This window comes from Pseudomonas sp. XS1P51 (genome assembly GCF_054897845.1).
In genome coordinates this window covers 3,481,023-3,505,387 of record NZ_CM142707.1, presented here as the reverse complement: position 1 = coordinate 3,505,387, position 24,365 = coordinate 3,481,023, and the positions used below count along the sequence as shown (strand labels likewise).

Annotated in this window: 23 protein-coding genes; 13 read left to right on the top strand and 10 right to left on the bottom strand. The window is 60.7% G+C overall.

The window, feature by feature from the left end:
* The 5 genes from pcaG (at position 1) to pcaC (ending at position 4,652) form a co-directional block, all read left to right on the top strand.
* On the top strand, positions 1-567 hold the full coding sequence (gene pcaG / locus ACYZUD_RS16245) for a protocatechuate 3,4-dioxygenase subunit alpha (RefSeq protein WP_462024899.1): 567 nt from the start codon (positions 1-3) through the stop codon (positions 565-567).
* Positions 568-730: 163 nt separating this feature from the next.
* Positions 731-2,035 carry an MFS family transporter gene (locus tag ACYZUD_RS16240; protein ID WP_462024898.1) on the top strand — a complete coding sequence of 435 codons (1,305 nt, stop codon included), beginning with the start codon at positions 731-733 and terminating at the stop codon, positions 2,033-2,035.
* 46 nt (positions 2,036-2,081) lie between these two features.
* A complete protein-coding gene (locus ACYZUD_RS16235; protein WP_462024897.1) occupies positions 2,082-3,446 on the top strand; it encodes a 3-carboxy-cis,cis-muconate cycloisomerase in 1,365 nt (454 codons plus the stop codon).
* A gap of 11 nt (positions 3,447-3,457) precedes the next feature.
* Entirely contained in the window at positions 3,458-4,249 is a 792-nt protein-coding gene (gene pcaD, locus ACYZUD_RS16230; protein WP_462024896.1) for a 3-oxoadipate enol-lactonase, read from the top strand.
* A 10-nt stretch (positions 4,250-4,259) separates the two neighbouring features.
* Positions 4,260-4,652: a 4-carboxymuconolactone decarboxylase gene (gene pcaC, locus ACYZUD_RS16225; protein WP_462024895.1), complete on the top strand. Its 393-nt coding sequence runs from the start codon at positions 4,260-4,262 to the stop codon at positions 4,650-4,652.
* A gap of 203 nt (positions 4,653-4,855) precedes the next feature.
* Here the strand turns inward: pcaC and ACYZUD_RS16220 are convergent, their stop codons facing one another.
* From ACYZUD_RS16220 to emhA, 4 genes are all read right to left on the bottom strand, one after another.
* A complete protein-coding gene (locus ACYZUD_RS16220; RefSeq protein ID WP_462024894.1) occupies positions 4,856-6,115 on the bottom strand; it encodes an OprD family porin in 1,260 nt (419 codons plus the stop codon).
* Positions 6,116-6,494: 379 nt separating this feature from the next.
* Complete coding sequence (gene emhC / locus ACYZUD_RS16215; protein WP_462024893.1) at positions 6,495-7,955, bottom strand: efflux RND transporter outer membrane subunit EmhC; 1,461 nt, start codon at positions 7,953-7,955, stop codon at positions 6,495-6,497.
* A complete protein-coding gene (emhB, locus tag ACYZUD_RS16210; protein WP_462024892.1) occupies positions 7,952-11,101 on the bottom strand; it encodes an efflux RND transporter permease subunit EmhB in 3,150 nt (1,049 codons plus the stop codon). The genes emhC and emhB overlap by 4 nt, the downstream gene beginning before the upstream one ends.
* A gap of 3 nt (positions 11,102-11,104) precedes the next feature.
* Positions 11,105-12,262: an efflux RND transporter periplasmic adaptor subunit EmhA gene (gene emhA / locus ACYZUD_RS16205; protein ID WP_462024891.1), complete on the bottom strand. Its 1,158-nt coding sequence runs from the start codon at positions 12,260-12,262 to the stop codon at positions 11,105-11,107.
* A 266-nt stretch (positions 12,263-12,528) separates the two neighbouring features.
* Between emhA and emhR the strand changes: the two genes are divergently transcribed.
* Entirely contained in the window at positions 12,529-13,161 is a 633-nt protein-coding gene (gene emhR, locus ACYZUD_RS16200) for an efflux system transcriptional repressor EmhR (RefSeq protein ID WP_462024890.1), read from the top strand.
* A gap of 204 nt (positions 13,162-13,365) precedes the next feature.
* On the opposite strand, the gene ACYZUD_RS16195 is transcribed toward emhR, so the two are convergent.
* Both ACYZUD_RS16195 and ACYZUD_RS16190 read right to left on the bottom strand, forming a co-directional pair.
* Complete coding sequence (locus ACYZUD_RS16195; protein WP_462024889.1) at positions 13,366-13,971, bottom strand: pyridoxamine 5'-phosphate oxidase family protein; 606 nt, start codon at positions 13,969-13,971, stop codon at positions 13,366-13,368.
* 7 nt (positions 13,972-13,978) lie between these two features.
* The gene (locus ACYZUD_RS16190) at positions 13,979-14,464 is read right to left on the bottom strand and encodes a GNAT family N-acetyltransferase (RefSeq protein ID WP_462024888.1); all 486 of its coding nucleotides are present in this window, start codon (positions 14,462-14,464) and stop codon (positions 13,979-13,981) included.
* Between the two features lie 142 nt (positions 14,465-14,606).
* On the opposite strand from ACYZUD_RS16190, the gene ACYZUD_RS16185 reads away from it, so the two are divergent.
* The 4 genes from ACYZUD_RS16185 (at position 14,607) to ACYZUD_RS16170 (ending at position 17,200) form a co-directional block, all read left to right on the top strand.
* Positions 14,607-15,032 (top strand): YybH family protein, encoded by a 426-nt coding sequence (locus ACYZUD_RS16185; RefSeq protein ID WP_462024887.1) that lies wholly within the window; start codon positions 14,607-14,609, stop codon positions 15,030-15,032.
* A 68-nt stretch (positions 15,033-15,100) separates the two neighbouring features.
* Entirely contained in the window at positions 15,101-15,445 is a 345-nt protein-coding gene (locus ACYZUD_RS16180; protein ID WP_462024886.1) for a YciI family protein, read from the top strand.
* 28 nt (positions 15,446-15,473) lie between these two features.
* Complete coding sequence (locus tag ACYZUD_RS16175; RefSeq protein ID WP_462024885.1) at positions 15,474-15,965, top strand: SRPBCC family protein; 492 nt, start codon at positions 15,474-15,476, stop codon at positions 15,963-15,965.
* Positions 15,965-17,200 carry an RNA polymerase sigma factor gene (locus ACYZUD_RS16170; protein ID WP_462024884.1) on the top strand — a complete coding sequence of 412 codons (1,236 nt, stop codon included), beginning with the start codon at positions 15,965-15,967 and terminating at the stop codon, positions 17,198-17,200. Before ACYZUD_RS16175 ends, ACYZUD_RS16170 begins: the two co-directional genes overlap by 1 nt.
* Positions 17,201-17,310: 110 nt before the next feature.
* Here the strand turns inward: ACYZUD_RS16170 and ACYZUD_RS16165 are convergent, their stop codons facing one another.
* Positions 17,311-18,165 (bottom strand): LysR family transcriptional regulator, encoded by an 855-nt coding sequence (locus ACYZUD_RS16165; protein WP_462024883.1) that lies wholly within the window; start codon positions 18,163-18,165, stop codon positions 17,311-17,313.
* An 88-nt stretch (positions 18,166-18,253) separates the two neighbouring features.
* Here ACYZUD_RS16165 and ACYZUD_RS16160 point away from each other — a divergent pair, with 88 nt between their 5' ends.
* Positions 18,254-18,691, top strand: coding sequence for a multidrug/biocide efflux PACE transporter (locus tag ACYZUD_RS16160; protein ID WP_462024882.1), 438 nt, complete (start codon positions 18,254-18,256; stop codon positions 18,689-18,691).
* Positions 18,692-18,805: 114 nt separating this feature from the next.
* On the opposite strand, the gene ACYZUD_RS16155 is transcribed toward ACYZUD_RS16160, so the two are convergent.
* On the bottom strand, positions 18,806-19,720 hold the full coding sequence (locus ACYZUD_RS16155; protein WP_462024881.1) for a LysR substrate-binding domain-containing protein: 915 nt from the start codon (positions 19,718-19,720) through the stop codon (positions 18,806-18,808).
* A 114-nt stretch (positions 19,721-19,834) separates the two neighbouring features.
* Between ACYZUD_RS16155 and ACYZUD_RS16150 the strand changes: the two genes are divergently transcribed.
* Positions 19,835-20,689, top strand: coding sequence for an NmrA family NAD(P)-binding protein (locus tag ACYZUD_RS16150; protein WP_462024880.1), 855 nt, complete (start codon positions 19,835-19,837; stop codon positions 20,687-20,689).
* Between the two features lie 43 nt (positions 20,690-20,732).
* Here ACYZUD_RS16150 and ACYZUD_RS16145 read toward each other — a convergent pair whose 3' ends face one another.
* Positions 20,733-21,491: an SDR family NAD(P)-dependent oxidoreductase gene (locus tag ACYZUD_RS16145; RefSeq protein WP_462024879.1), complete on the bottom strand. Its 759-nt coding sequence runs from the start codon at positions 21,489-21,491 to the stop codon at positions 20,733-20,735.
* Positions 21,492-21,611: 120 nt separating this feature from the next.
* On the opposite strand from ACYZUD_RS16145, the gene ACYZUD_RS16140 reads away from it, so the two are divergent.
* A complete protein-coding gene (locus tag ACYZUD_RS16140) occupies positions 21,612-22,508 on the top strand; it encodes a LysR family transcriptional regulator (RefSeq protein ID WP_462024878.1) in 897 nt (298 codons plus the stop codon).
* A 121-nt stretch (positions 22,509-22,629) separates the two neighbouring features.
* Here ACYZUD_RS16140 and ACYZUD_RS16135 read toward each other — a convergent pair whose 3' ends face one another.
* A complete protein-coding gene (locus ACYZUD_RS16135; RefSeq protein WP_462024877.1) occupies positions 22,630-24,243 on the bottom strand; it encodes an inorganic phosphate transporter in 1,614 nt (537 codons plus the stop codon).
* Between the last annotated feature and the right edge of the window lie 122 nt (positions 24,244-24,365).

Genomic DNA, 24,365 nt, shown 5'->3' with positions numbered 1-24,365 from the left:
ATGACGCTGAACGCGACCACGTCCCACACCGTCGGGCCGTATTACCACATTGGCCTGACCTGGCTGAACCGCGAAAACCTGACTGTCGAACAGACCCTCGGCGAGCGCGTGGCGATCACCGGGCAAGTGATTGATGGCAATGGCGATGTCGTCAACGACGCGATGCTGGAAGTCTGGCAGGCCAATGCGGCCGGCAAGTACGACCACCCCGAAGACGATCAGGACAAACCCCTGGACCCGAATTTCGAAGGGTTTGGCCGGGTGCCGGTGGATGCCGAAGGGCGCTTTCGGTTCACCACGATCAAGCCGGGCACGGTGGAAGGCTTGAAGGGCACGACCCAGGCACCGCATCTGGTGGTGCTGGTGTTTGCCCGTGGGTTGGTGAAGCACTTGCTGACGCGCATCTACTTTGATGGTGAACCGGCCAACGTGGCGGACCCGCTGCTGGAATGCGTGCCTGCCGAGCGCCGCAGTACGTTGCTGGCGAAGCAGGATGCTTCGGGTGTTTACCAGTGGAACGTGATTCTGCAGGGCACCGAGGCCGAGACGGTGTTCTTCGATTATTGAGATCAAGGTCAAAAGATCGCAGCCTGCGGCAGCTCCTACATTGGTTCGGCGTGCACTCTGTAGGAGCTGCCGCAGGCTGCGATCTTTTGATGTTTCGGTACTGTGGAACGGGATTGTTGCAAAGTGTGTCTAGACTCTGACAGTCCCCAAAGAGTGAAAAACAATGACAACGACCACCGCTACTACAGCGCATTACACCGGCGAAGAGCGCAGCAAAAGGATCTTTGCGATTGTCGGCGCCTCGTCCGGCAATCTCGTCGAATGGTTCGATTTCTACGTCTACGCCTTCTGCGCGATCTATTTCGCCCCGGCCTTTTTTCCGTCCGATAACCCGACAGTGCAGCTGGTCAACACCGCTGGCGTATTCGCCGCCGGGTTCCTGATGCGGCCTATCGGCGGCTGGATCTTCGGCCGCTTGGCGGACAAGCACGGGCGCAAGAATTCGATGCTGATCTCGATTCTGATGATGTGCTTCGGCTCGTTGCTCATCGCGTGCCTGCCGACCTACAAGGACATCGGCGTCTGGGCGCCGATCATGCTGCTGTTCGCCCGCTTGCTGCAGGGCTTGTCGGTGGGCGGCGAGTACGGCACCACGGCGACCTACATGAGCGAAGTCGCCCTCAAGGGCCAGCGCGGTTTCTTCGCCTCGTTCCAGTACGTGACGCTGATCGGCGGGCAACTGCTGGCGGTGTCGCTGGTGGTGATCCTGCAACAGTTCCTCACCGAAGAGGATCTGCGTGCGTACGGCTGGCGGATCCCGTTCGTGGTCGGCGCAGTGGCCGCGTTGATCTCGTTGTTCCTGCGTCGTTCGTTGAAGGAAACCACCAGCAAGGAAATGCGCGAAAACAAGGACGCCGGCAGCATCATGGCGTTGTTCCGTGACCACAAGGCTGCGTTCATTACCGTGCTCGGTTACACCGCTGGTGGTTCGCTGATTTTCTACACGTTTACCACGTACATGCAGAAGTACCTGGTGAACACCGCCGGCATGCACGCCAAGACCGCCAGCTACATCATGACCGGCGCGCTGTTCCTTTATATGTGCATGCAGCCGCTGTTCGGCATGCTCGCGGACAAGATCGGTCGACGTAACTCGATGCTCTGGTTCGGTGCCCTCGGTACGCTGTTCACCGTGCCGATCCTGTTGAGCCTGAAAAGCGTCAGCAGCCCGTTCCTGGCCTTTGTGCTGATTACCCTGGCGCTGGCGATCGTGAGTTTCTACACCTCCATCAGCGGACTGGTGAAAGCGGAAATGTTCCCGCCGCAAGTGCGCGCATTGGGTGTTGGCCTGGCTTACGCGGTGGCGAATGCGATCTTCGGCGGTTCGGCGGAATACGTGGCGCTGAGCCTCAAGGCTGTCGGCATGGAAAACTCGTTCTACTGGTACGTGACGGTGATGATGGCGGTGGCGTTCCTGTTCAGCCTGCGTCTGCCGAAACAGGCGAAATACTTGCACCACGACCTTTGATCTTTACCCGTGGGCCTGACCGGCCCACGCCTCCAAGGGATTGTTTATGAACCAGCGACCGGGCAATCAATTGTTCGATGCTTATTTCACTGCTCGCGACATGCGTGAAGTGTTCTGCGATCAGGGCCGGGTTCAGGCCATGCTCGATTTCGAAGCGGCACTGGCCCGGGCCGAGGCGCGGGTTGGCTTGATACCACAGACCGCTGTGGCGTCTATCGAAACGGCCTGCCGGGCCGGGCATTACGACTTCGCTGCGTTAGGCGAGGCGATTGCTACCGCAGGCAATTCGGCGATTCCGCTGGTCAAGGCACTGGGCAAGCAGATCGCAACAAACAATGCTGAAGCCGAACGCTATGTGCATTTGGGTGCGACCAGTCAGGACGTGATGGACACCGGCCTGGTGCTGCAACTGCGGCGGGCACTGGCGCTGATCGAAAGCGACCTGGCACAACTGGGGGAAACCCTCGCGACTCAGGCCTTGCGTTATGTCGCCACGCCGCTGGCCGGGCGGACCTGGTTGCAACACGCGACGCCGGTCACCCTCGGTATGAAAATCGCCGGTTGGCTGGGCGCGGTGACCCGCAGCCGCCAACGTCTGCGCGAACTCAAACCGCGACTGCTGGTGCTGCAATTCGGCGGTGCGTCGGGGACCCTCGCGGCCCTCGGCGAGCAGGCGATGCCGATTGCCCAAGCGCTGGCGCAGGAGCTGCAACTCGCGTTGCCCGAACAACCTTGGCACACCCAACGGGATCGTCTGGTGGAGTTTGGCGCGGTACTCGGATTGATCGCAGGCAGCCTCGGCAAACTCGGTCGCGACATCAGCCTGTTGATGCAGACCGAAGCCGCCGAAGTGTTCGAACCGTCGGCGCCGGGCAAGGGTGGTTCCTCGACCATGCCGCACAAACGCAACCCGGTGGGTGCGGCAGTGCTGATCGGGGCGGCGACCCGGGTGCCGGGTTTGTTGTCGACACTGTTCAGCGCCATGCCGCAGGAGCATGAGCGCAGCCTGGGCCTGTGGCATGCCGAGTGGGAAACCCTGCCGGAGATTTGCTGCCTGGTGTCAGGCGCCTTGCAACAAGCGCTGTTGGTGACGGATGGACTGGAAGTGGATGCCGATCGCATGGTCCGCAACCTTGATCTGACCCAGGGCCTGGTGCTGGCCGAAGCGGTGAGCATCGTCCTCGCCCAACGGGTGGGGCGCGACACGGCGCATCATCTGTTGGAGCACTGCTGCAAACGTGCGGTGGCGGAACACCGTCATCTGCGCGCCGTCCTCGGCGACGAACCGCAAGTGACCGCCGAACTCTCGGCCGCTGAACTCGATCATCTGCTGGACCCCGCCCATTACCTCGGTCAGGCCCATACCTGGGTCGAGCGAGCGGTGGCTGAACATTCTGCGTTGACTGCCTGAAGGAGACTGCTGTGGCTTTCGTACAACTCGCCGAGGGCGAACTGAATTACCAACTCGATGGACCGGCTGATGCGCCGGTGCTGGTGCTGTCTAACTCGTTGGGTACCGACCTGCACATGTGGGACGCGCAGATAGCGGCGTTCACCGAGCATTTTCGCGTGTTGCGTTTCGACACCCGTGGTCACGGTAAATCCTTGGTGACGCCGGGGCCTTACAGCATTGAGCAACTGGGCCACGACGTGTTGGCGCTGCTGGATGCGTTGCACATCGATAAGGTGCATTTCTGCGGTCTGTCCATGGGCGGGCTGATTGGCCAGTGGCTGGGGATCAACGCCGGCCAGCGTCTGCACACACTGGTGGTGTGCAACACCGCGGCGAAAATCGGCGATCCGTCGGTGTGGAACCCACGGATCGAAACCGTGCTGCGCGATGGGTCGCCGGCCATGGTCGCCCTGCGCGATGCGTCGATTGCACGCTGGTTCACCCCGGACTTCGCCGAAGCCAATCCGGCGTCGGCGAAGAAGATCACCGACATGCTCGCGACCACTTCGCCTGAGGGTTACGCGGCCAACTGCGCCGCCGTGCGCGACGCCGATTTCCGTGATCAGTTGTCTACGATCAAGGTGCCGCTGCTGGTCATCGCCGGCACCGAAGACGCGGTCACGCCGCCGTCCGGCGGGCACTTCATCCAGGAGCACGTGCAGGGCGCCGAGTACGCCGAGTTCTACGCCGCGCACCTGTCCAATGTCCAGGCCGGCGCTGAATTCAGCGAGCGGGTGCTGGCGTTTTTGTCGGCTCATTGAGGGGATTGTTGTGGACGAAAAACAACGCTACGACGAGGGCCTGAAAGTTCGCCGTGCAGTGCTCGGCGACGCCCACGTCGACCGTAGCCTGACCGCCCTGACGGAGTTCAACTCGGAGTTTCAGGAAATGATCACCCGCCACGCCTGGGGCGACATCTGGACCCGCCCGGGCCTGCCACGCCACACCCGCAGCCTGATCACCCTCGCCATGCTGATCGGCATGAACCGCAACGAAGAACTCAAACTGCACCTGCGCGCCGCGGCCAACAACGGCGTGACCCGCGGCGAGATCAAGGAAGTGATCATGCAGAGCGCGATCTACTGCGGCATCCCGGCGGCCAACGCCACATTCCACTTGGCGGAGTCGGTTTGGGATGAGTTGGGGGTTGAATCGCGGGAGTGATCCTGGTGATTTGTGGTGTCTGAGCTGACGCCATCGCGAGCAGGCTCGCTCCCACCGTTGTCCGGTGTGAACGCAGGTTTTGTGTTCACCGAAGATCCCCCAGTGGGAGCGAGCCTGCTCGCGATGGCGGTCTGACAGTCAACACATGTGCTGCCTGTGACTAAGCCATCGCGAGCAGGCTCGCTCCCACATTTGATCTGTGTTTACAGCAGGCTGATCGGATAGCTGACGATCAACCGGTTCTCGTCGAACTCGTTGTTGCTGAAGTCCCGGCGGATGGTCGAGTTGCGCCATTTGACGTTGAGGTCCTTGAGCGCGCCGCTCTGCACGGTGTAGCCCAGTTCGCTTTCGCGGCCCCATTCCTTGCCATCGGTGATGGTGCCGGTGTGCACGTTGTCGCCGCTGATGTAGCGGTTCATCAGGGTCAGGCCAGGGATGCCGAGGGCGACGAAGTTGTAGTCGTGGCGCACCTGCCAGGATTTTTCCCTGGCGTTGTCGTAGCTGGCGTTGTAGCTGTCGTTGGCCAGGGTGCCGCCGCTGGTGCCGTTGACCCGCATCCACGCGCTGTCGCCCGTGAGTTTTTGCAGGCCGACATAGAAGGTGTTGCCGCCGTACTTGGCGGAGAACATGCCTGACCAGGTCTTGTTGTCCAGCTCGCCTGCCCGGGCGCTGCCGTCATCCTTGCCGTAGAAGACGCCGAGGTTGGCGCCCAGGGTCCAGTCGCCGATGGGCTGGCTGTGGATCAGGTTGACGTATTGCTGGCTGTAGATGTCCTTGAGTTCAGCGTTCCACAGGCCGATCTGGGTGCGCTTGTCGTTGAAGGTATATTCACCGCCCTGGAAGTTGAAGCGGTCGGAGGTGAACGCGGCTTTGCCGGTCATCGTCATGTCGCTCATGCTGCTGTCGTCGCGCGGGCTGTTGGCGCGGAACTGGCCGCCGTAGAGCGTCAGGCCATCGATTTCTTTCGAGGTGATCTGGCCGCCACGAAAGGTTTGCGGCAGCGAACGACCGTCGTCAGAACGCAGGATCGGCAGCACCGGCATCCATTCACCAACCTTCACTTCGGTCTGGGACAACCTGGCCTTGAGCGCGACGTTGGTGCGACCGAAGTTGTCCGTCGGGCGACCGTCGTGGTCCAGCGGCAGCAACTGTGTACCGCCGGTGCCTTTGCCGCCGTCGAGTTTCACCGAGTACAGCCCCAACACATCCAGGCCGAACCCGACGGTGCCCTGAGTGAACCCGGACTTCGCGTCGAGGATGAAGTTTTGCGTCCATTCTTCAGCCTTGCCCTGAGCCTTGGTCGGGTTGGTGAAGTTGCGGTTGATGTAGAAGTTGCGCAGGTTCAGGTTGACCTTGGCGCCTTCGACAAAACCCGCCTCCTCGGCCACGGCGGGCAGGGCCGCAGCGGCCAAAGCGATGGCGATCAGACTGGGGAAGAAATACTGCGCGGTGGAAGGCGTCATGGGTTCGGGTCTCTCTAATTCTTGGGGATGAAACGGGGCGATGCCGCAACCTGGGGTTGCAGACAAAGATGCGGAATCGGGGCGAAACGAACGGGATCAGCCGGACAGGGCAGGGCGCGGGGGCATGGTGTCGAACCTGTTGTTATTGGTTTTGTGCGACGAATGGTGCGGGGAATGGATTGGGTGGTTCAATCGGGCAAAGCGGGTTTTGGGCGGTTATCGAACAGCAAAAGATCAAAAGATCGCAGCCTTCGGCAGCTCCTACATGGAATCGCGTACACCTGTAGGAGCTGCCGAAGGCTGCGATCTTTTGATCTTCGCTTTTTCAAAGACAACAAAAAGCCCACCAAAAGGTGGGCTCCTTGTGTTTACCGTTCGATCAGAACAACTTCAGCTTCGGCGCTTCTTCTTTCAGCGGTTCGGCTTTCGCGGTCTGCTCGTTCCAGCCACCACCCAGTGCCTTGTACAGATTGACCTGGCTGACCAGCTGCGCCAGACGGTCGGTGATCAGCGCCTGTTGGGCACTGAACAGCTGACGCTGGGCATCGAGGAAGGTCAGGTTGCTGTCGACACCAATGCGGTAACGACGCTCGGCCAGACGGTAGTAGTCCTGGTTGGCGGTGACGAAATCACGCTGAGCCTGCAACTGCTCGGTGTAGGTCTGGCGGGCGGCCAGGCCGTCGGCGACTTCCTGGAAGGCCGTTTGAATGGACTTCTCGTAGTTCGCCACGCCGATGTCTTTCTGGATTTTCGAGTAATCCAGGCTGGCGCGCAGGCTGCCGGCGTTGAAGATCGGCAGGTTGATCTGCGGCTGGAACAACCAGGTGCCCGAACCGCCTTTGAACAGGCCGGACAGGTCTGGACTCAGGGAGCCGGCGTTGGCCGTCAGGCTGATGCTCGGGAAGAACGCTGCCCGTGCCGCGCCAATGTTGGCGTTGGCCGCTTTCAGGTTGTATTCGGCCTGGAGGATGTCCGGACGACGTTGCAGCAAGTCCGATGGCAGACCGGGCGGCACGTCGCTCAGCAGGTCGTCGGCCAGCGGCTTGGCGGTTTGCAGGTTGGCCGGAATGCCAGTGCCGAGCAGCAGCACCAGGCTGTTTTCATCCTGGGCGACCTGGCGGGTGTAGCGGGCCAGTTGCGCGCGGGCGTTTTCCACCGAGGTGCGCGACTGGGCCAGGTCCAGGGCCGAAGCCACACCGACTTCGTTACTGCGCGCGGTGAGCTTCAAGCTCTCCTCGAACGCACCGAGGGTGTCCTGAGTCAGTTTGCGCAGCTCTTTGTCAGCCTGCCAGGTCAGGTAGGCATTGGCCACGTTGGCCACCAGACTGATCTGCGTGCTGCGGCGTCCTTCTTCCGTGGCGAAGTATTGCTGCAGCGCTTCTTCGCTCAGGCTGCGAACGCGACCGAACAGGTCGAGTTCATACGCGCTGATGCCGACCGTGGCGGAGTAGGAGCTGGTGATGCCCGCTTCACCGGTCTGCGAGGCCCGTGCAGGAACCCGCTGACGACTGCCGGTGCCATTGGCCGAAACGGCCGGGAACAGGTCCGCACGCTGGATGCGGTACTGCGCCGCGAAGGCATCGATGTTCAGGGCCGCGACACGCAGGTCACGGTTGTTTTCCAGGGCGACCTGGATCAGTTGCTGCAGCGCCGGGTCATGGAAAAACTGCTTCCAGCCCTGTTCGGCGGCGGCCTGGTTGGGCGCCTGGGCCGGCGAATAGGCCGGACCTTGCGGGTATTGGCCCGCCACCGGAGCTTCAGGCTGCTGATAATCGGGTATCAGCGAGCAACCGCTCAGCACGAAGGCGGCGACTGCGATGGAGAGTAGCGACTTGCTCATTGGCCAGCCTCTTTAGAAGGTTCAATAGCGTCATCCTGGTTGGCGTTTTTGCGCTGGCCCATGGACGACACGGTGACGAAGAACAGTGGGACCCAGAAGATCGCCAGAATCGTGGCCGTGAGCATACCGCCAATCACCCCGGTACCGATCGCATGTTGGCTACCCGAACCTGCGCCCGTGGAAATAGCCAGTGGTACCACACCGAGGACGAACGCGAGCGAGGTCATGATGATCGGTCGCAAACGCATCCGGCAGGCTTCGATCGCGGCATCGCGCAGACTCCGCCCTTGCTCATGCAATTCCTTGGCGAATTCGACGATCAGAATGGCGTTTTTCGCCGCCAGACCGATGGTTGTCAACAACCCCACCTGGAAGTACACGTCGTTGGACAGGCCGCGCAGGCTGGTCGCCATCAAGGCGCCGATGATCCCCAGCGGCACCACCAGCATGACCGCGATCGGGATCGACCAGCTTTCGTACAACGCTGCCAGACACAGGAACACCATCAGCAGCGACAACGCGTACAACGCTGGTGCTTGTGAGCCGGACAGACGTTCCTCGTACGACAGACCGGTCCAGGAAATACCGACACCGGCCGGCAGTTTCTGGGCGATGGCTTCGACTTCGGCCATGGCTTCACCGGTGGAGTAGCCCGGCGCCGGGGCACCGAGGATTTCCATCGCTTCTACGCCGTTGTAACGCGACAGCTTCGGTGGACCGTAAATCCACTCACCCTTGGCGAAGGCCGAGAAGGGCACCATGGTTCCGCTGGCGTTGCGCACATACCACTTCTTGATGTCTTCCGGACTCATGCGTGAGCCAGGCTGACCTTGCACGTAAACCTTCTTCACCCGACCGCGGTCGATGAAGTCGTTGACGTAGCTACTGCCCAGGGCAGTCGACAAGGTGTTGTTGATGTCCGTCAAGGTGAGGCCCAGGGCGCTGGCCTTCTCGTCATCGATTTCCAACTGATACTGCGGTTCGTCGTTCAGGCCGTTCGGACGCACCTGATAAAGCACTTTGCTTTGCGCTGCCATCCCGAGGAACTGGTTGCGCGCCGCCATCAACTTGTCGTGACCGATACCGGCACGGTCTTGCAGGAACACGTCGAAACCGGTGGCGTTGCCCAACTCCAGAACCGCCGGCGGTGCGAAGGCGAACACCATCGCGTCACGGAAGGTAAAGAAGTGCTGCTGGGCCCGCGCCGCGAGGGCGAACACGCTGTTGTTGGCGTCACGCTCACCCCAGGGTTTGAGCATGATGAACGCCAGACCGGAGCTTTGGCCGCGACCGGCGAAGTTGAAGCCGTTCACGGTGAAGACCGAGGCCACTGCGCCGGATTCCTTCTCCAGCAAGTAGGCCCGCATCTGGTCGACCACCACTTGCGTGCGTTGGGCGCTGGAGCCTGCCGGTGTCTGCACTTGAGCGAACAGCACGCCCTGGTCTTCTTCCGGCAGGAACGCTGTCGGGATACGGGTGAACAGCCAGACCATGCCGACCAGGATGATCACGTAGGCCAGCAGGTACGGTGCCTTGTTCGCGAGCATGTTGCCGACACCGCGCTCGTAGCTTTTGACGCCACGGTCGAAGCTGCGGTTGAACCATCCAAAGAAGCCGCGTTTGGGCGTGCCGTGCTCGCCTTTCGGGATCGCCTTGAGCATGGTGGCGCAGAGGGCCGGGGTGAAGATCAGTGCAACCAGTACCGACAGGGCCATGGCCGAAACGATGGTGATCGAGAACTGCTTGTAGATCACACCGGTAGAACCGCTGAAGAACGCCATCGGCAGCAGTACCGCCGACAGCACCAGGGCAATACCGACCAGTGCACCCTGGATCTGCCCCATGGATTTCTTGGTGGCCTCCTTGGGTGACAGGCCTTCTTCGCTCATGACCCGTTCGACGTTTTCCACCACGACGATGGCATCGTCCACCAGCAAGCCGATGGCCAGCACCATGCCGAACATGGTCAGGGTGTTGATGCTGAAACCGAACGCCGCAAGGATCCCGAACGTACCCAGCAATACCACCGGTACTGTCATCGTGGTGATGACAGTGGCGCGGAAGTTTTGCAGGAACAGGAACATCACCAGGAACACCAGCACGATCGCTTCTACCAGGGTTTCAACCACACCCTTGATCGACTCGGTCACCACCGGGGTGGTGTCGTACGGGAATACCACTTCCATCCCTTGCGGGAAGAACGGCTTCAGGTCGTTGATGGTCTTGCGCAGTGCCTTGGCGGTGTCGAGGGCGTTGGCGCCGTTGGCCAGTTTGACCGCCAGACCGGAGGCCGGCTTGCCGTTGAACTGGGCGCTGATGGAGTAGTTTTCACCACCGAGGCCGACATCGGCCACGTCGCCGACACGAACTTGCGAACCGTCCTTGTTGACCTTGAGCAGGATGGCCTTGAACTGTTCGGCGGTCTGCAGGCGGGTCTTGCCGATGATCGTCGCGTTCAGTTGCTGGCCTGGCAGGGCGGGCAGGCCGCCGAGCTGACCGGATGAGACCTGGACGTTCTGCGCGGCGATGGCGGTTTTCACGTCCCCCGGGGTCAGGTTGTAGTTGTTCAGCTTGGCCGGGTCGAGCCAGATCCGCATGGCGTACTGGGCGCCGAAGACCTGGAAGTCACCGACGCCCGCCGTCCGCGAGATCGGGTCCTGCATGTTGGACACGATGTAGTTGGCCAGGTCGTCGCGGTTCATGCTGCCGTCTTGCGAAACCACGCCGATCACCATCAGGAAGTTTTTCACTGCCTTGGTGACGCGGATCCCTTGCTGCTGCACTTCTTGCGGCAGCAGCGGGGTGGCCAGGTTCAGTTTGTTCTGGACCTGGACCTGTGCGGTATCGGAGTTGGTGCCCTGCTCGAAGGTCGCGGTGATGGTCATGCTGCCGTCGGAGTTACTTTCCGACGATACATAACGCAGGTTATCGATACCGTTGAGCTGTTGCTCGATCACCTGCACCACGGTGTCCTGCACGGTTTGTGCGGACGCGCCTGGGTAAGTCACCTGGATCGCAATGGCCGGAGGCGCAATGCTCGGGTATTGGTTGATCGGGAGTTTGAGGATCGATAGTGCCCCGACCAGCATGATCACCAGGGCAATTACCCAGGCGAAAATCGGACGGTCGATAAAAAATTTCGACATGGTTTACTCCCCTTTGCCGCTGGAAGCCTTGTCAGCTGCCTGTGCGGGGGCCGGGTTCTTTGCGCCAACGTTAGTCGCTTCACTGGCCTTGACTTCGATGCCAGGTTTGACGAATTGCAGTCCTTCGGTGATCAGTCGATCGCCTGCCTTCAGACCGTCTTCGATCAGCCATTGGCTGCCCACAGTGCGGCTGGCCTTGAGCTGACGCAGTTCGACCTTGTTGTCCGGGCCGACGACCAGTGCGGTCGGCATGCCTTTAAGGTCGCGGGTCACACCTTGTTGCGGCGCCAGGATCGCGGCAGCGTTCACGCCAGCCTGCAACCGGGCGTGAACGAACATGCCTGGCAGCAGCGTGTGATCAGGGTTGGGGAATACTGCGCGCAGAATGACGGAGCCGGTGGTCTGGTCGACCGTGACTTCGGAGAACTCAAGCTTGCCGTCCAGCTTGTACTGGCTGCCATCTTCAAGGGTCAACTTGACCGCGGCAGCGTTGTCGCCGGATTTTTGCAGGCGACCGCTTTCCAGTTCGCGGCGCAACTCAAGCAGCTCCACGGAAGACTGGGTGACGTCGACGTAGATCGGGTCGAGTTGCTGGATCACCGCCATCGCGTCGGCCTGGCCGCTGGTGACCAGGGCACCTTCGGTCACGGTGGAACGGCCGATGCGGCCGGAGAGCGGGGCGTAAACCTTGGTGTAGCGCACATTGATCTGGGCGCTTTGCAGGGCGGCTTCCGATTGCAGACGGTTGGCCAGGGCCGTGTCGTATTCCTGGCGGCTCACAGCCTGTTCGTTGACCAGTTGCTTGTAGCGATCCGAGATTGATTTGGTCTGTTGCAGGTTGGCTTCGGCGCTTTTCAGCGTGGCTTCATAAACCGCTGGATCGATCTGATACAGCTGCTGGCCGGCCTTGACGTCGCCGCCTTCCTTGAACAGACGCTTGAGAATGATGCCGTTGACCTGCGGACGAACTTCGGCAATGCGGTACGCGCTGGTACGGCCCGGAAGGTCGGACGTCAGGGTGAAGGCTTGTGGTTGCAGGGTTACGACGCCGACCTGAGGAGGTGGTGCGACAGGTGCCGCTTCTTCCTTTTTACATCCGCTGAGCAGCGATGCCAGGGCGACGGCAGTGACCAGAGCGGTAACAGCTGGCTTGAATTGCATGAAAATCCTCGGGTCAGGCGCGCAAAATGCGCACAAGAAATGTGGAAGGGTAAAAAATGTGCGCTGAGTGGATAAGTAGCTTGCTAAGGAATATACTTACGTTCATGGTTGTTTGTAAATACCTTGGCTGCGCACCCACACCGTTACAAAAGCCGATCAAAGGTTTCGAATTGTAAGCCGGGGACAACGCCCAAGAGCGCTCACCCCACTTTTATTCAGCTGATATTCAGACATCGCTGAAGCATCCTGATTGAGGTTGTACTGCCATGGTCCGTCGTACCAAAGAGGAAGCTCAAGAAACCCGTAGCCAGATACTCGAAGCGGCAGAAAAAGCCTTTTATGAAAGGGGCGTGGCGCGCACGACACTGGCGGACATCGCGACCCTGGCCGGCGTGACTCGCGGGGCCATCTACTGGCATTTCAGCAACAAGGCGGATCTGGTGCAGGCCATGCTCGATACGTTGCATGAGCCGCTGGATGAAATGGCCAAGGCCAGTGAAAGCGAAGATGAACTCGACCCGTTGGGTTGCATGCGCAAGCTGCTGATTCATTTGTTTCATCAAGTTGCCCTGGACCCGAAAACCCGCCGCATCAATGAAATTCTGTTTCATAAGTGCGAATTCACCGATGAAATGTGCGACCTGCGCCAGCAACGCCGAGTGGCCAGCCTCGATTGCAATGTGCGAATCGCCCTGGCCCTTACGAATGCGGTGAATCGCGGTCAATTGCCGGAAACCCTCGACACGGCCCGCGCGGCGATCAGCCTGCATGCCTATATCGATGGCATCCTGTATCAGTGGCTGTTGGCGCCCGACAGTTTTCAACTGCACACCGAAGCCGAGCGCTGGGTCGATACAGGGTTGGATATGCTGCGCTTGAGCCCCAGCCTGCGTAAATGAAACAAAATGCGTAATTGGATCCGCTTGTGTCAACACTTGAAGCGGGTGAAGGACCTTTCTTCGCTCGCCAAGGTGTAATGGGGTGCTTTTATATACGCTAGCTCGCCACGTTGACAGGTAGCGAGCTACGTATTTTGTAGGAATATTGTGTCTATCTTGTGAGTAAGTGTCCGCCGTACCCCTCCAGACAACGGCACAAACGCCTTAATAAAGACTGTCACGCACTCGGGCCGGCGCTTCCCGGTCATACGTCTTGGCATCGAATTGCCCGTCGTTCAGGCGCTTGTGAAACGCGCCCGCCGTCGGCAGCGCCGAGCGTTCCAGATGCTTCTCGGGGTTCCACAGGTCCGAACGGACAATCGCTTTCGAACAGTGGAAATATGCCGCTTGCACCGTCACCAGCATCACCGTGCGCGCCGGCTTGCCGTTGACCGCAAAGCTCTCCAGCAACGCAGGCTCGGCGCTGATCTTTGCGGTGCCGTTGACCCGTAACGTCTCGCCGATCCCCGGAATGATGAACAGCAGAGACACCCGCGAATCGAGCACGACGTTGCGCAGCGTGTCCACGCGGTTGTTGCCCGGTCGATCCGGGATCGCCAACGTGCGCTCATCGATGATCCGCACGAAACCCGGCGTGTCACCTCGCGGTGAGCCGTCCATGCCGTCGGGGCCGACCGAACTGATGATCACCAGCGGCGAGGCGCGGACCATCGCCTGATAGTCCTCGTTCAGAAAAGGGATTTGCTTGCGCACGGCGCGGTCGTGGGGTTGGCCGTAGATCGCTTCCAGTGCTTCGATGCTGTCGAGCATAACCACCTCAGAAAATCAGACCCATGCGCCGTTCGTAACCGATCCGGCCCTTGTAGGCTTCGCCGCTGTCGACCCAGCCAAATTTTGCATAGAGCGCGATGGCCGCCTCGTTATCCGCATCCACCGATAATTCCAGCCCTTTTATTTCCGGCCAGGCCTGGCGCGCCACCTCGGGCAGGGCTTGCAGGCAGGCCTTGCCATAACCTTTGCCCTGCGCCCGGTGATCGACTTGCAGCGCATGCAGGGTGGCACTGTGTTCGTCGGCCCAGGCGGGCAGCACCGGTGGGCGCTTGAGCAGCAGGAACGCGACGGGAATATCCTCGGCCAGCAGGGCAAATCCTTTGACGCCAGGGCCGGGTTTGGACAGCAGGGTGTGCAGCGCACCGTGGATGTCGCCGGAGAATTTGATTTGTTCCTTGTGCACTTCGATGGCCTCGACCTGGCGGCGCTGGCGCGCGTTCAGGCTTTCGTAAGGCACGAGTCGGGTTGTCACTGGAGTGTCCTTTTTCCAACACAAATGTGTTTCGGATTCTAACGAGTTTGCGTCCATGGATTATTTTTATTTCGGCTGTCGATTTGCCGTTTCGCCAGTCGACTAAGGGTGTCTTCACAACAAAAACCACGGAGAAACCACCATGAACGCTCAGACACAAATCCATAACCTGATCGAAAACTACCGCCAGGCGGTCATCGCCAAGGACGTGGACAAGGTCATGGCCCTGTACGCCGATGACATCGTCTCCTTCGACGCGGTCAAGGCCCTGCAATTCAAGGGTAAAGCCGCTTACCGCGTGCATTGGCAGGAATGCATGGAAATGTGCCCCGGCCCGCACATCTTCGAGTTTCACGAGATCGACATCGTGCCGTCGCAGGAGATCGCCTTCGCCCACTGGCTGGCCCATTGCGGCGGCACCAATGAGAAGGGCGAAACCCAGGCCTGCTGGATGCGCGTCACCGCATGCTACCGCCAAGTAGCGGGGCTGTGGCAGATCGTCCACGAACACTGGTCGGCCCCGTTTGACATGACGAGCGGCGCGACCCTGTTCGACCTGCAGCCCTGATCGTCGGGAAGTGGCGCCAAAACGCCAAACTGCAGCCATAGTTGATCAGTTCGATCCGGAGAGCTTCCATGAAGTATTTATGCCTGGTCTACAGCGACGAGCGCGAACTGCACTCGCTGCCCGAAAGCCTCAAGGACGCGGAGTGCATGGCCTACGCCGAGTCGATCCAGGGCAGTGGCCGGATGGTCGCGGCCGAGGCGCTGGAGTCGGTGCAGACCGCGACCACCGTGCGCATGCGCAACGGCAAAATGTCGATCACCGACGGCCCGTTCGCCGAAACCAAGGAGCAGTTGGCCGGCTTCTACCTGATCGATGCCAAGGACCTCAACGAAGCCATCCAGGTCGCCGGCCACATTCCGGCGGCCCGGGTCGGCTGTGTCGAGGTGCGTCCCGTTCGCCAGTTGAATCCCTGAATAACAATCAAAAAAACAGGAGATCCCCATGAGCCCGCAGGCCTATAAAAAACAACCTGCCGAATTCGAGCTGTCCATCAGCCGTCTGATCGAGGCGCCGCGCAGCAAAATCTTCCGCGCCTGGACCGAGCCCGCCTTGCTGGTCCAGTGGTGGGGTCCTCATGGCATGACCACCCCCGAGTGCGAAATGGACCTGTGGGTCGGCGGCCAGTTTCGCACCCTGATGCGTGCGCCGGACGGCGCCGAATATCCGACCATGGGCGTCTTCCTGGAGATCGTTGCACCTGAGCGGCTGGTCTTCACCGATGCCTTTATTCCCGGCTGGATTCCTTCGGGCAAACCGTTCATGTCGGCCGAAGTGACGCTTGAAGAGCGGGACGGTAAAACCCTGTACACCGCCCGTGCCATGCACTGGTCTGAAGAGGATCGTCAGTCCCACGAGGCCATGGGGTTTCACGACGGTTGGGGGCAAAGTCTGGATCGGCTGGTGACGCTGGTGACCGAAGGCATGTCGGACTGATGCCTGACGTGTCGGTGACGGCTCGGGTCGAGCAGGTCTACCGCGAAGACTCGCGGCGGATCCTGGCGACCCTGATCCGCTTGCTCGGCGATTTCGATCTTGCCGAAGAGGCCTTGCACGAGGCGTTCTTTGTCGCGGTCGAGCGTTGGCAGCGTGACGGTGTGCCGGACAACCCGCGTGCCTGGCTGGTGTCCACCGGGCGCTTCAAGGCCATCGATGTGCTGCGTCGGCGCGCACGCTTCGCCGCGTCCCGGCCGATGTTGATCGCTCAACTGGAGGCGCTGGAGCAGGCCGACTGGAGTGACGAAGACGTGGAAGACGATCGCCTGCGCCTGATCTTCACCTGCTGCCACCCGGCGCTGGCGGCGGACGCCCAGGTGCCGTTGACCCTGCGGGAGGTCTGCGACCTGACCACAGAGGAAATCGCCCGAGCCTTTCTCTCGGCACCGGCCACCATTGCCCAGCGGATCGTGCGGGCCAAGGCGAAAATCCGCGACGCGAAAATCCCCTATCAAGTGCCGACCCTGGCCGAACTGCCCGAACGCCTCGACAGCGTACTGCGGGTGATTTACCTGGTGTTCAACGAAGGTTACTCAGCGTCCATCGGTACTGAACTGACCCGTGAAGACCTGACCCGCGAAGCGATTCGCCTGGGCCGATTGCTGATGGAATTGCTGCCGGAACCGGAGGTGATGGGGCTGCTGGCGCTGATGCTGTTGCATGAATCGCGACGCACGGCCAGGACCTCGGCGAGCGGCGAACTGATTGTGTTGGATGAGCAGGACCGTTCGTTGTGGGACGCCGGGATGATTGCCGAAGGTTGCGCGCTGGTGGAGCGAGCGCTGAACACTCGGCGATTCGGGCCGTATTGCCTGCAAGCGGCGATCGCGGCGGTGCATGCGGAAACGCCGACGGCGCAGGAGACGGATTGGCCGCAGATCGTCGGTCTGTATGACGTGTTGCTGCGGGCCGTGCCGTCGCCGGTCATTGAATTGAACCGGGCGGCGGCGCTGGCCAAGCGGGATGGGCCGTTGGCGGGGCTGACGTTGATTGAAGGGATTCTGGAACGAGGGGAGTTGCTGGATTACCACTTGGCATATTCGGCGCGGGCGGAGTTTTGTCGGCAGTTGGGGCGGGTGGACGAGGCGCGGGCGGCGTATGAACGGGCGCTGGCGTTGACGCAGCAGGTGCCGGAGCGGCGGTTTATCGAGGCCAGGCTGCGAGCGTTGGAGTGAGGTAATCTTGCCGGCCTCATCGCGAGCAGGCTCGCTCCCACATTCGATCTATGGCGCAATCGAGATCAACGGTGGGAGCGAGCCTGCTCGCGATAAAGGCCGAAGGACCTTCATTCCAACATCTTGCTCAATAACCAACTCCCCGCCGGCCCCGGCGGATGCAGCCGTGACCACAGCGCATCGACGAACACCGGTTTTGGCCAGCCGCGCACATTCAACTCCTGCAACGTCCCTGCACCGAACCGCCCCACCAGCCACCGGGGCAAGGGTGCCCAGCCGAATCCGCCCTGGGCCATTTCCAGCAGCATCAAGTAACTCGGCGCCGACCAGACCCGGCCTTTCGCGCGGCTTTCGTACGGGTTGACGATGGTCGCCAGACGCAGCTCACGATGTTGCCGCAGCACCTCCTGATCAATGCCGGTCATCGCCGCCAACGGATGTTCACGAGAGACGAACAGCGCAATCTCCGTGCGCTCGTCCACCGTCGAACTGACCAGGTCCGGCGGATAGCTGTCTTGCATCTCGGCGAAAGCGACATGCGCGCGACCGCTTTGCACCAGCGCCACCAGGTCATCGCATTCGGCGATCAGGCATTCGAGTTCCAGGTCCGGATATCGCTGCTCGAAAGTCGTCAACGCCGCCTCGAACCGGTCGGACTGATAAGTGTCGGAAATCGCTACCGTCAGCTTCGCCTCAACCCCTTGGGACAATTGGCTGGCGGTCATTTCCAGTCGGCTGGTGGCGGCCAGAATCTCCTCGGCTCGCTGCAGCATGACGTGCCCGGCCGGCGTCAGGCTGGGCTTGCGACTGCTGCGATCAAACAAGGTCAGGTTCAGGTCGATTTCCAGGCTGGCCACGGCGGCACTGATGGTCGACTGACTGCGGCCAAGCTTGCGTGCCGCAGCGGAAAACGAGCCTTGGGTCGCCGCTTGAACGAATGCGAGCAGCACTTCGTGGGAAGCCATGAACTATCGCCTTGATCGATGGTTATTGGTTATGAAGTATCGGTGTGATGACGGACCATGGCAACCACAGTCACTCAGGAGTCTGGCCATGAATATCAACAAATCCATCACTGAACGTATTTTCCAGGCCATCGGTTTTGAACTGCTGGCGATACTGATCTGCACCCCGTTGCTGGCCTGGATCATGGACAAACCGATGCTTGAAATGGGGGTGGCGACCCTCGCCATCGCAGCGCTCGCCCTGGCCTGGAACGTGGTCTTCAACGGCCTGTTCGACCGCGTGCTCAAACGCTTCGCCCTTGTCCGTAACGCCTGGGTCCGCGTGGCGCATGCGCTGTTGTTCGAAGGCGGCCTGGTGGCGCTCGGCGTGCCGTTTGTAGCCTGGTGGCTGAGCATCAGCCTGTGGCAAGCGTTCCTGCTGGACATTGGTGTGCTGCTGTTTTTCCTGCCGTACACCTACGTCTATCACTGGGGGTATGACGTGGTGCGTGAGCGTCTGGTGATGCGCAGTTCTTACGAAGGATAAAAGCAAAGATCGCAGCCTTCGGCAGCTCCTACCAGGATCGAGTCCAACCGCAAAAATCCTGGTTGTACTCAACCCTGTAGGCGCTGCCAAAGGCTGCGATCTTATGATCTTGATCTACCGTGAGTGACACAGTTCAGTGACAAACTGCAGAAACGCCCTGACCTTGGCCGCCGGCAGGTGCCGCGACGGGTACAAGGCATACAACGGAAAACGCTCGTCAGGCCAGTCGGGAAACAATTCCACCAGACGGCCCTCCTTCAGGGCAGGTGCAATACCGAGGTCCAGCACTTGAGCGATGGCCTGGCCGCTTTCGCAGACGCTGTGCAGCGTGCCGACATCATTGACCAGCAATCGGCAGTGCGGCTGCACATGCAGCACCGGTCGCCCCGGGCGATGGAATTCCCAGCCGAACGGGCGAGCGGTCAGCGGATCACGGAACTGCATGCACACATGTCGTTCGTCTTCCATGTCCTGCGGAGTCAGCGGTCGTCCATAACGTTTCAGATAGGCTGGCGAGGCCAGGGTCAGTACGCGCACGTCCAGCAGTTTACGCGCCACCAGCGACGAAGACGCCGGATGACCGAAACGCACCGCCAGGTCAAAGCCGTCCGCGACCATGTCACCCAGTTGGTCGCGGGTTTGCAACTCCAGGTACAGCTCGGGATGGCGCGCCATGAATTGTCCCAGCGCCGGTCCCAGAATCAGCCGCGAGAAATACGGGTCCATGTTGACCCGCAGGCGTCCCCTCACTTGCGTGGCGCTGCTCGATGCCGAGTTGGCGGCTTCTTCGAGGCTGGCCAGCAGTGGCGCAATTTCACCGTAGAAACGTCGGCCTTCATCGGTAAGCGTGACCGTGCGGGTAGTGCGGTCGAACAGTCGAATGCCCAGGCGTTTTTCCAGGCGGGCGATAGCCCGGCTGACGCCGGACGGACTCAATTCCAATACTTCGGCGGCCCTGACGAAACTGCCGCCATCGACCACCGCGCTGAACACGCCCATGCCGCTGGCGAGACTCGCATCGAAGCTCATTGATGACTCCGGATCATTTGTCTAATGACATTCATGCTATCGAAGTATGTTCGCCCTTCGCTGAATAATTCTGCCCATCGCGACAATCGTCGTTTTCAAGCAGGAGAACAGCTCATGTACGCAGTGATGGGAATTACCGGGCAAGTGGGGGGCGAAGTCGCCCGTACGCTGTTGGCCGCCGGGCAGACCGTGCGCGCGGTGGTGCGCAATGTCGACAAAGGCGCGGTCTGGGCACAACGGGGCTGCGAGCTGGCCGTGGCCGATGTCGATAACCGTGAGGCCATGGCAAAGGCATTCACCGGTGTACAAGGCGTGTTTGTGATGATGCCTTCGAACTTCGACCCGTCACCGGGTTTTCCCGAAACACGGCGCGTGGTGGAGAACATTCGTCAGGCACTGGAAGTGGCGCGTCCGGGTCGAGTGGTGTGCCTGTCGACCATCGGCGCCCAGGCCACTGCGCCGAACTTGCTCAATCAACTGCAATTGCTGGAGCAGGCGGTGGGCGAGCTGGACCTGCCTGTCACCTTTGTGCGACCCGCCTGGTTCATGGAAAACGCCCTGTGGGATGTCGAGCCTGCGGTTAAAACAGGGGTGATCCCGAGCTTCCTGCAACCCCTCGATAAACCGGTGCCGATGATCGCCACGGCGGATGTCGGGCGAGTCGCCGCCGAGCTGCTGCAGCAATCGTGGCAGGGACAGCGCGTCGTTGAACTGGAAGGCCCGCAGCGTATTACCCCGCAGCAACTGGGTGCCGCTTTCAGCGAACTGCTGGGTAAAACGGTGCGGATGCAAAGCGTGCCTCGTGAGACGTGGGAGGCGTTGTTCATCAGTCAGGGCATGCGTAATCCCCTGCCGCGGATGCAGATGATTGATGGCTTCAACGAAGGCTGGATCGAGTTTGAAGGCGAATCGCGCAAGGGTAGGGTGCCCCTGTCGACGGTGCTTGAAGGTTTGGTGTCGCGCAGTTGAAACGTCGAGCGGGCTGATCGTCAGCCCGCTCGAATGCAGCTGTTTACAAAAACATCCCGCCCGAAGCCTCGATGCGCTGCCCGTTGATCCACTGGCCACCCGGCGCCAACAGCAATGCAATCGCGGCACCGATATCGTCCGGCCGACCGACGCGGCCCAACGCGGTATTGCTGGCGACCATTTTGTTCACGTCTGCGTTGTCGCGCACCGTACCGCCGCCGAAATCGGTTTCTATGGCGCCAGGCGCCAGCGTATTCACCGCAATGCCCCGCGCACCGAGTTCCTTGGCCTGATAGCGCGTCAGCACTTCCATCGCGCCTTTCATTGCTGCGTAAGCGCCGTAACCCGGCAGGCTGAAGCGGGTCAGACCGCTGGAAACGTTGAGGATCCGCCCACCGTCAGCGATCAGCGGCAACAGGTTCTGCGTCAGAAAAAACGGCCCCTTCAAATGGATGTTCATCAGCAAATCGAATTGGGCGACGCTGGTGTCAACGAAGTTCGCATGCACACCGATGCCGGCGTTGTTGATCAAAAAGTCGAAGTGCTCGCGATCGAAATGGCTGCGCAACACCTCTGCAACCTGCGTGGCGAAGCCCGGGAAACGTTCACTCTGGCCAACATCGAGCTGCAGCATGGCGGCGCGACCGCCGAGGCTTTCGATCTCCGTGACCAGTGCTTGCGCCTCATCCGCCTTGCTGTTGTAGGTGCCGATGATGTCGATACCTTGAGCCGCCAAATGCAGGGCTGCGTTTTTGCCAAGGCCGCGGCTGGCGCCGGTGATCAGTGCGATTTTACGGTTCATGGGATTTCCTCAAGAACAGTGAGTGATGGTGTGGAGGAAGTTTATTTATCCGTCCTACAGTGATAAACAGACTGAAATCGGAATCACTGGTCGGTTAATACGAACAATAGAAGGTCGCCCATGAACAAACTGGAACTGCTGCGCACGTTCGTTCGTGTCAGTGAGATGTCGAGTTTTACCCTCGCCGGTGAAAGCCTGGGCTTGCCCCGGTCTACCGTGTCAGAGCATGTACAGGCCCTGGAAACGCTGTTGGGTACGCGGTTGCTGCAACGCACCACGCGCAAGGTTCAGGCGACGCAGGACGGCGTGGCGTTGTACGAACGCAGCAAGGATTTGCTGTCGCACATGGACGAAATCGAAGGGTTGTTTCGCCAGGACCCGGCGTCGCTCACCGGGCGAATTCGCATCGACATGCCGAATATTCTGGCCCGTCGCGTGGTGATGCCGCGCCTGCCCGAATTCATGGCGCTGCACCCCAATCTGGAACTCGAAATCAGCAGCACCGACCGCCGGGTCGATTTGCTCAGCGAAGGGTTTGATTGCGTGGTGCGGGTCGGCGCGCAGCCGGATCAATCGGTGGTTGCCCGGCATTTGTGCGATTTTGTCATGGTCAACTGCGCCAGCCCGGCCTATCTGGAACGCTATGGCGTGCCTGAACGGATCGAGGACCTGGCGCAACACCGGCTGGTTCATTACGTCGGCGTACTGGGTTCGCGCTCGGAAGGTTTTGAGTACGAGGTGGACGGCACGCTGCATCGAGTGCCGATGGCTGGCAGCGTCACGGTCAACAGCACGGACTGTTATGAGTCGGCGTGCCTGGGTGGTTTCGGTTTGATCCAGGCGCCGAGGATCGGCATGCAGATGCATTTTCTCAGCGGTGATTTGGTGGCGGTGTTGCCGCAGTTCAAACCGCCGCCCATGGAGGTTTCACTGCTCTATGCCCGGCAGCGGCATTTACCGTTGCGGGTCAGGGTGTTCATGGATTGGTTGGGGGAGGTCATCCGATCATCGATCTAACCGACACCGCACAACCTGTGGGAGCGAGCCTGCTCGCGATAGCGGTCCTACAGTCAACATCATCGTTGAATGTGAAACCGATATCGCGAGCAGGCTCGCTCCCACAGGGTATTGCGGCGCTTCAGAATAGTCGGGTGAACAACCAGTACAAACTCCCCGACAACACAATCGCGGCCGGCAAGGTCAACACCCAGGCCATCAGCAGATTGCGGATGGTCTTCATCTGCAAGCCGCCGCCATTGGCAACCATGGTCCCGGCGACCCCCGAAGACAGCACATGAGTGGTCGACACCGGCAAGCCGAACATGTCCGCTGCGCCGATGGTCAGCATGGCCACGGTTTCCGCCGAGGCACCCTGGGCGTAGGTCAGGTGGGTCTTGCCGATCTTCTCGCCGACCGTCACCACGATGCGTTTCCAGCCGACCATGGTGCCTAGCCCCAGCGCAATCGCCACGGCGATTTTCACCCAGAGCGGAATGAACCGCGTGGCGTTGTCGATCTGTTGCTTGAACAGTTGCAGCTTGCCGGTGGTGTCGGCGTCGAAGTTGCCGACCTTGTTTTTGTCCATCAGGCGAATGGTTTCGCTGGTCAGGTACATGTCGTTGCGCACGTTGCCCATGGCCTCGGCCGGGACTTTCGACAGCGAGCCGTAACCCTTCACTTCGTTACCGATATTGCCCGCCAGCGCGGCGAGGGCGGGGATCAGTTGCGGTGTGGCTTCCTTGGTGCGCATGTAATCGGACAGCACCGGGCGTGGATCGGCAGGTGCCGGCAGTGGCGTGTGTTTCATCAGCGCTTGCTGCGTGACTTCGGCCACGGCAGCGAACTGCAAGGCTTGATCCGCCGGCATGGTGCGGTTCAGCGCGTAGGCCATCGGCAGCGTGCCCACCAGGATCAGCATGATCAGGCCCATGCCTTTCTGCCCGTCGTTGGAGCCGTGGGCGAAAGACACGCCGGTGCAGGTCAGGATCAACATGCCGCGAATCCACCACGGTGGCGGAGTGTCGCCCTTGGGGGCCTTGTACAGCGCACGATTCTTGACGAACGCGCGCAGGGCCAGCAGCAACAGCGCGGCAAACGCAAAGCCGATCAGCGGCGACAGCAGCAGCGCGTAACCGACTTTGGTCGCCTGCGCCCAGTCCACGCCGCTGGTGCCATCGCGGCCGTGCATCAGGGCATTGGCCACGCCGACGCCGATGATCGAACCGATCAACGTGTGCGACGAAGACGCCGGCAAGCCCAGCCACCAGGTGCCGAGGTTCCACAGGATCGCAGCGATCAGCAGGGCGAAAATCATGGCGAAGCCGGCGGACGAACCGACTTGCAGAATCAACTCCACGGGCAGCAAAGCGATGATGCCGAACGCCACCGCACCGCTGGACAGCAACACCCCGAGGAAGTTGAAAAAACCGGACCAGGCCACCGCGAAATTCGGCGGCAAGGAATTGGTGTAAATCACCGTCGCCACGGCATTGGCGGTGTCGTGGAAACCATTGACGAACTCAAACCCGAGAGCAATCAGCAGCGCCACGCCCAACAGCAGAAACGGCGTCCAGGTGGTCACCACGGTGCCGAGTTCGTTCATGTCGTGCATCAGGCTGTAGGCGGTGAACAACAGACCGCTGCCCAGCACGGCGAAGAACATCACGATGGTCAGCAGGCCGGGTTTTTTATCGAGCTGCGGTGTGGCGCTACGGGTGGGCGCCTGGACGGCGGTGAAGGAAGGAGTAGCCATGCCGGACAATCCTGAGCAAGGAAGGAGTGTCGCCCATGATCGTTGCTAAATATTACAGAGAGGCTGCGTTGGGTCAGTGTTTGGGGTTTTTTGCGGGGCCGTTGATCCGAATGCTCAAAGGC

Bases quoted from the DNA above. Each gene is read 5' to 3' on its own strand.
- pcaG (WP_462024899.1), top strand. From the start codon at position 1: ATGACGCTGAACGCGACCACGTCCCACACCGTCGGGCCGTATTACCAC.
- ACYZUD_RS16240 (WP_462024898.1), top strand. From the start codon at position 731: ATGACAACGACCACCGCTACTACAGCGCATTACACCGGCGAAGAGCGC.
- ACYZUD_RS16235 (WP_462024897.1), top strand. From the start codon at position 2,082: ATGAACCAGCGACCGGGCAATCAATTGTTCGATGCTTATTTCACTGCT.
- ACYZUD_RS16220 (WP_462024894.1), bottom strand. From the start codon at position 6,115: ATGACGCCTTCCACCGCGCAGTATTTCTTCCCCAGTCTGATCGCCATC.
- emhC (WP_462024893.1), bottom strand. From the start codon at position 7,955: ATGAGCAAGTCGCTACTCTCCATCGCAGTCGCCGCCTTCGTGCTGAGC.
- emhB (WP_462024892.1), bottom strand. From the start codon at position 11,101: ATGTCGAAATTTTTTATCGACCGTCCGATTTTCGCCTGGGTAATTGCC.
- emhA (WP_462024891.1), bottom strand. From the start codon at position 12,262: ATGCAATTCAAGCCAGCTGTTACCGCTCTGGTCACTGCCGTCGCCCTG.
- emhR (WP_462024890.1), top strand. From the start codon at position 12,529: ATGGTCCGTCGTACCAAAGAGGAAGCTCAAGAAACCCGTAGCCAGATA.
- ACYZUD_RS16195 (WP_462024889.1), bottom strand. From the start codon at position 13,971: ATGCTCGACAGCATCGAAGCACTGGAAGCGATCTACGGCCAACCCCAC.
- ACYZUD_RS16185 (WP_462024887.1), top strand. From the start codon at position 14,607: ATGAACGCTCAGACACAAATCCATAACCTGATCGAAAACTACCGCCAG.
- ACYZUD_RS16180 (WP_462024886.1), top strand. From the start codon at position 15,101: ATGAAGTATTTATGCCTGGTCTACAGCGACGAGCGCGAACTGCACTCG.
- ACYZUD_RS16175 (WP_462024885.1), top strand. From the start codon at position 15,474: ATGAGCCCGCAGGCCTATAAAAAACAACCTGCCGAATTCGAGCTGTCC.
- ACYZUD_RS16170 (WP_462024884.1), top strand. From the start codon at position 15,965: ATGCCTGACGTGTCGGTGACGGCTCGGGTCGAGCAGGTCTACCGCGAA.
- ACYZUD_RS16165 (WP_462024883.1), bottom strand. From the start codon at position 18,165: ATGGCTTCCCACGAAGTGCTGCTCGCATTCGTTCAAGCGGCGACCCAA.
- ACYZUD_RS16160 (WP_462024882.1), top strand. From the start codon at position 18,254: ATGAATATCAACAAATCCATCACTGAACGTATTTTCCAGGCCATCGGT.
- ACYZUD_RS16155 (WP_462024881.1), bottom strand. From the start codon at position 19,720: ATGAGCTTCGATGCGAGTCTCGCCAGCGGCATGGGCGTGTTCAGCGCG.
- ACYZUD_RS16150 (WP_462024880.1), top strand. From the start codon at position 19,835: ATGTACGCAGTGATGGGAATTACCGGGCAAGTGGGGGGCGAAGTCGCC.
- ACYZUD_RS16145 (WP_462024879.1), bottom strand. From the start codon at position 21,491: ATGAACCGTAAAATCGCACTGATCACCGGCGCCAGCCGCGGCCTTGGC.
- ACYZUD_RS16140 (WP_462024878.1), top strand. From the start codon at position 21,612: ATGAACAAACTGGAACTGCTGCGCACGTTCGTTCGTGTCAGTGAGATG.
- ACYZUD_RS16135 (WP_462024877.1), bottom strand. From the start codon at position 24,243: ATGGCTACTCCTTCCTTCACCGCCGTCCAGGCGCCCACCCGTAGCGCC.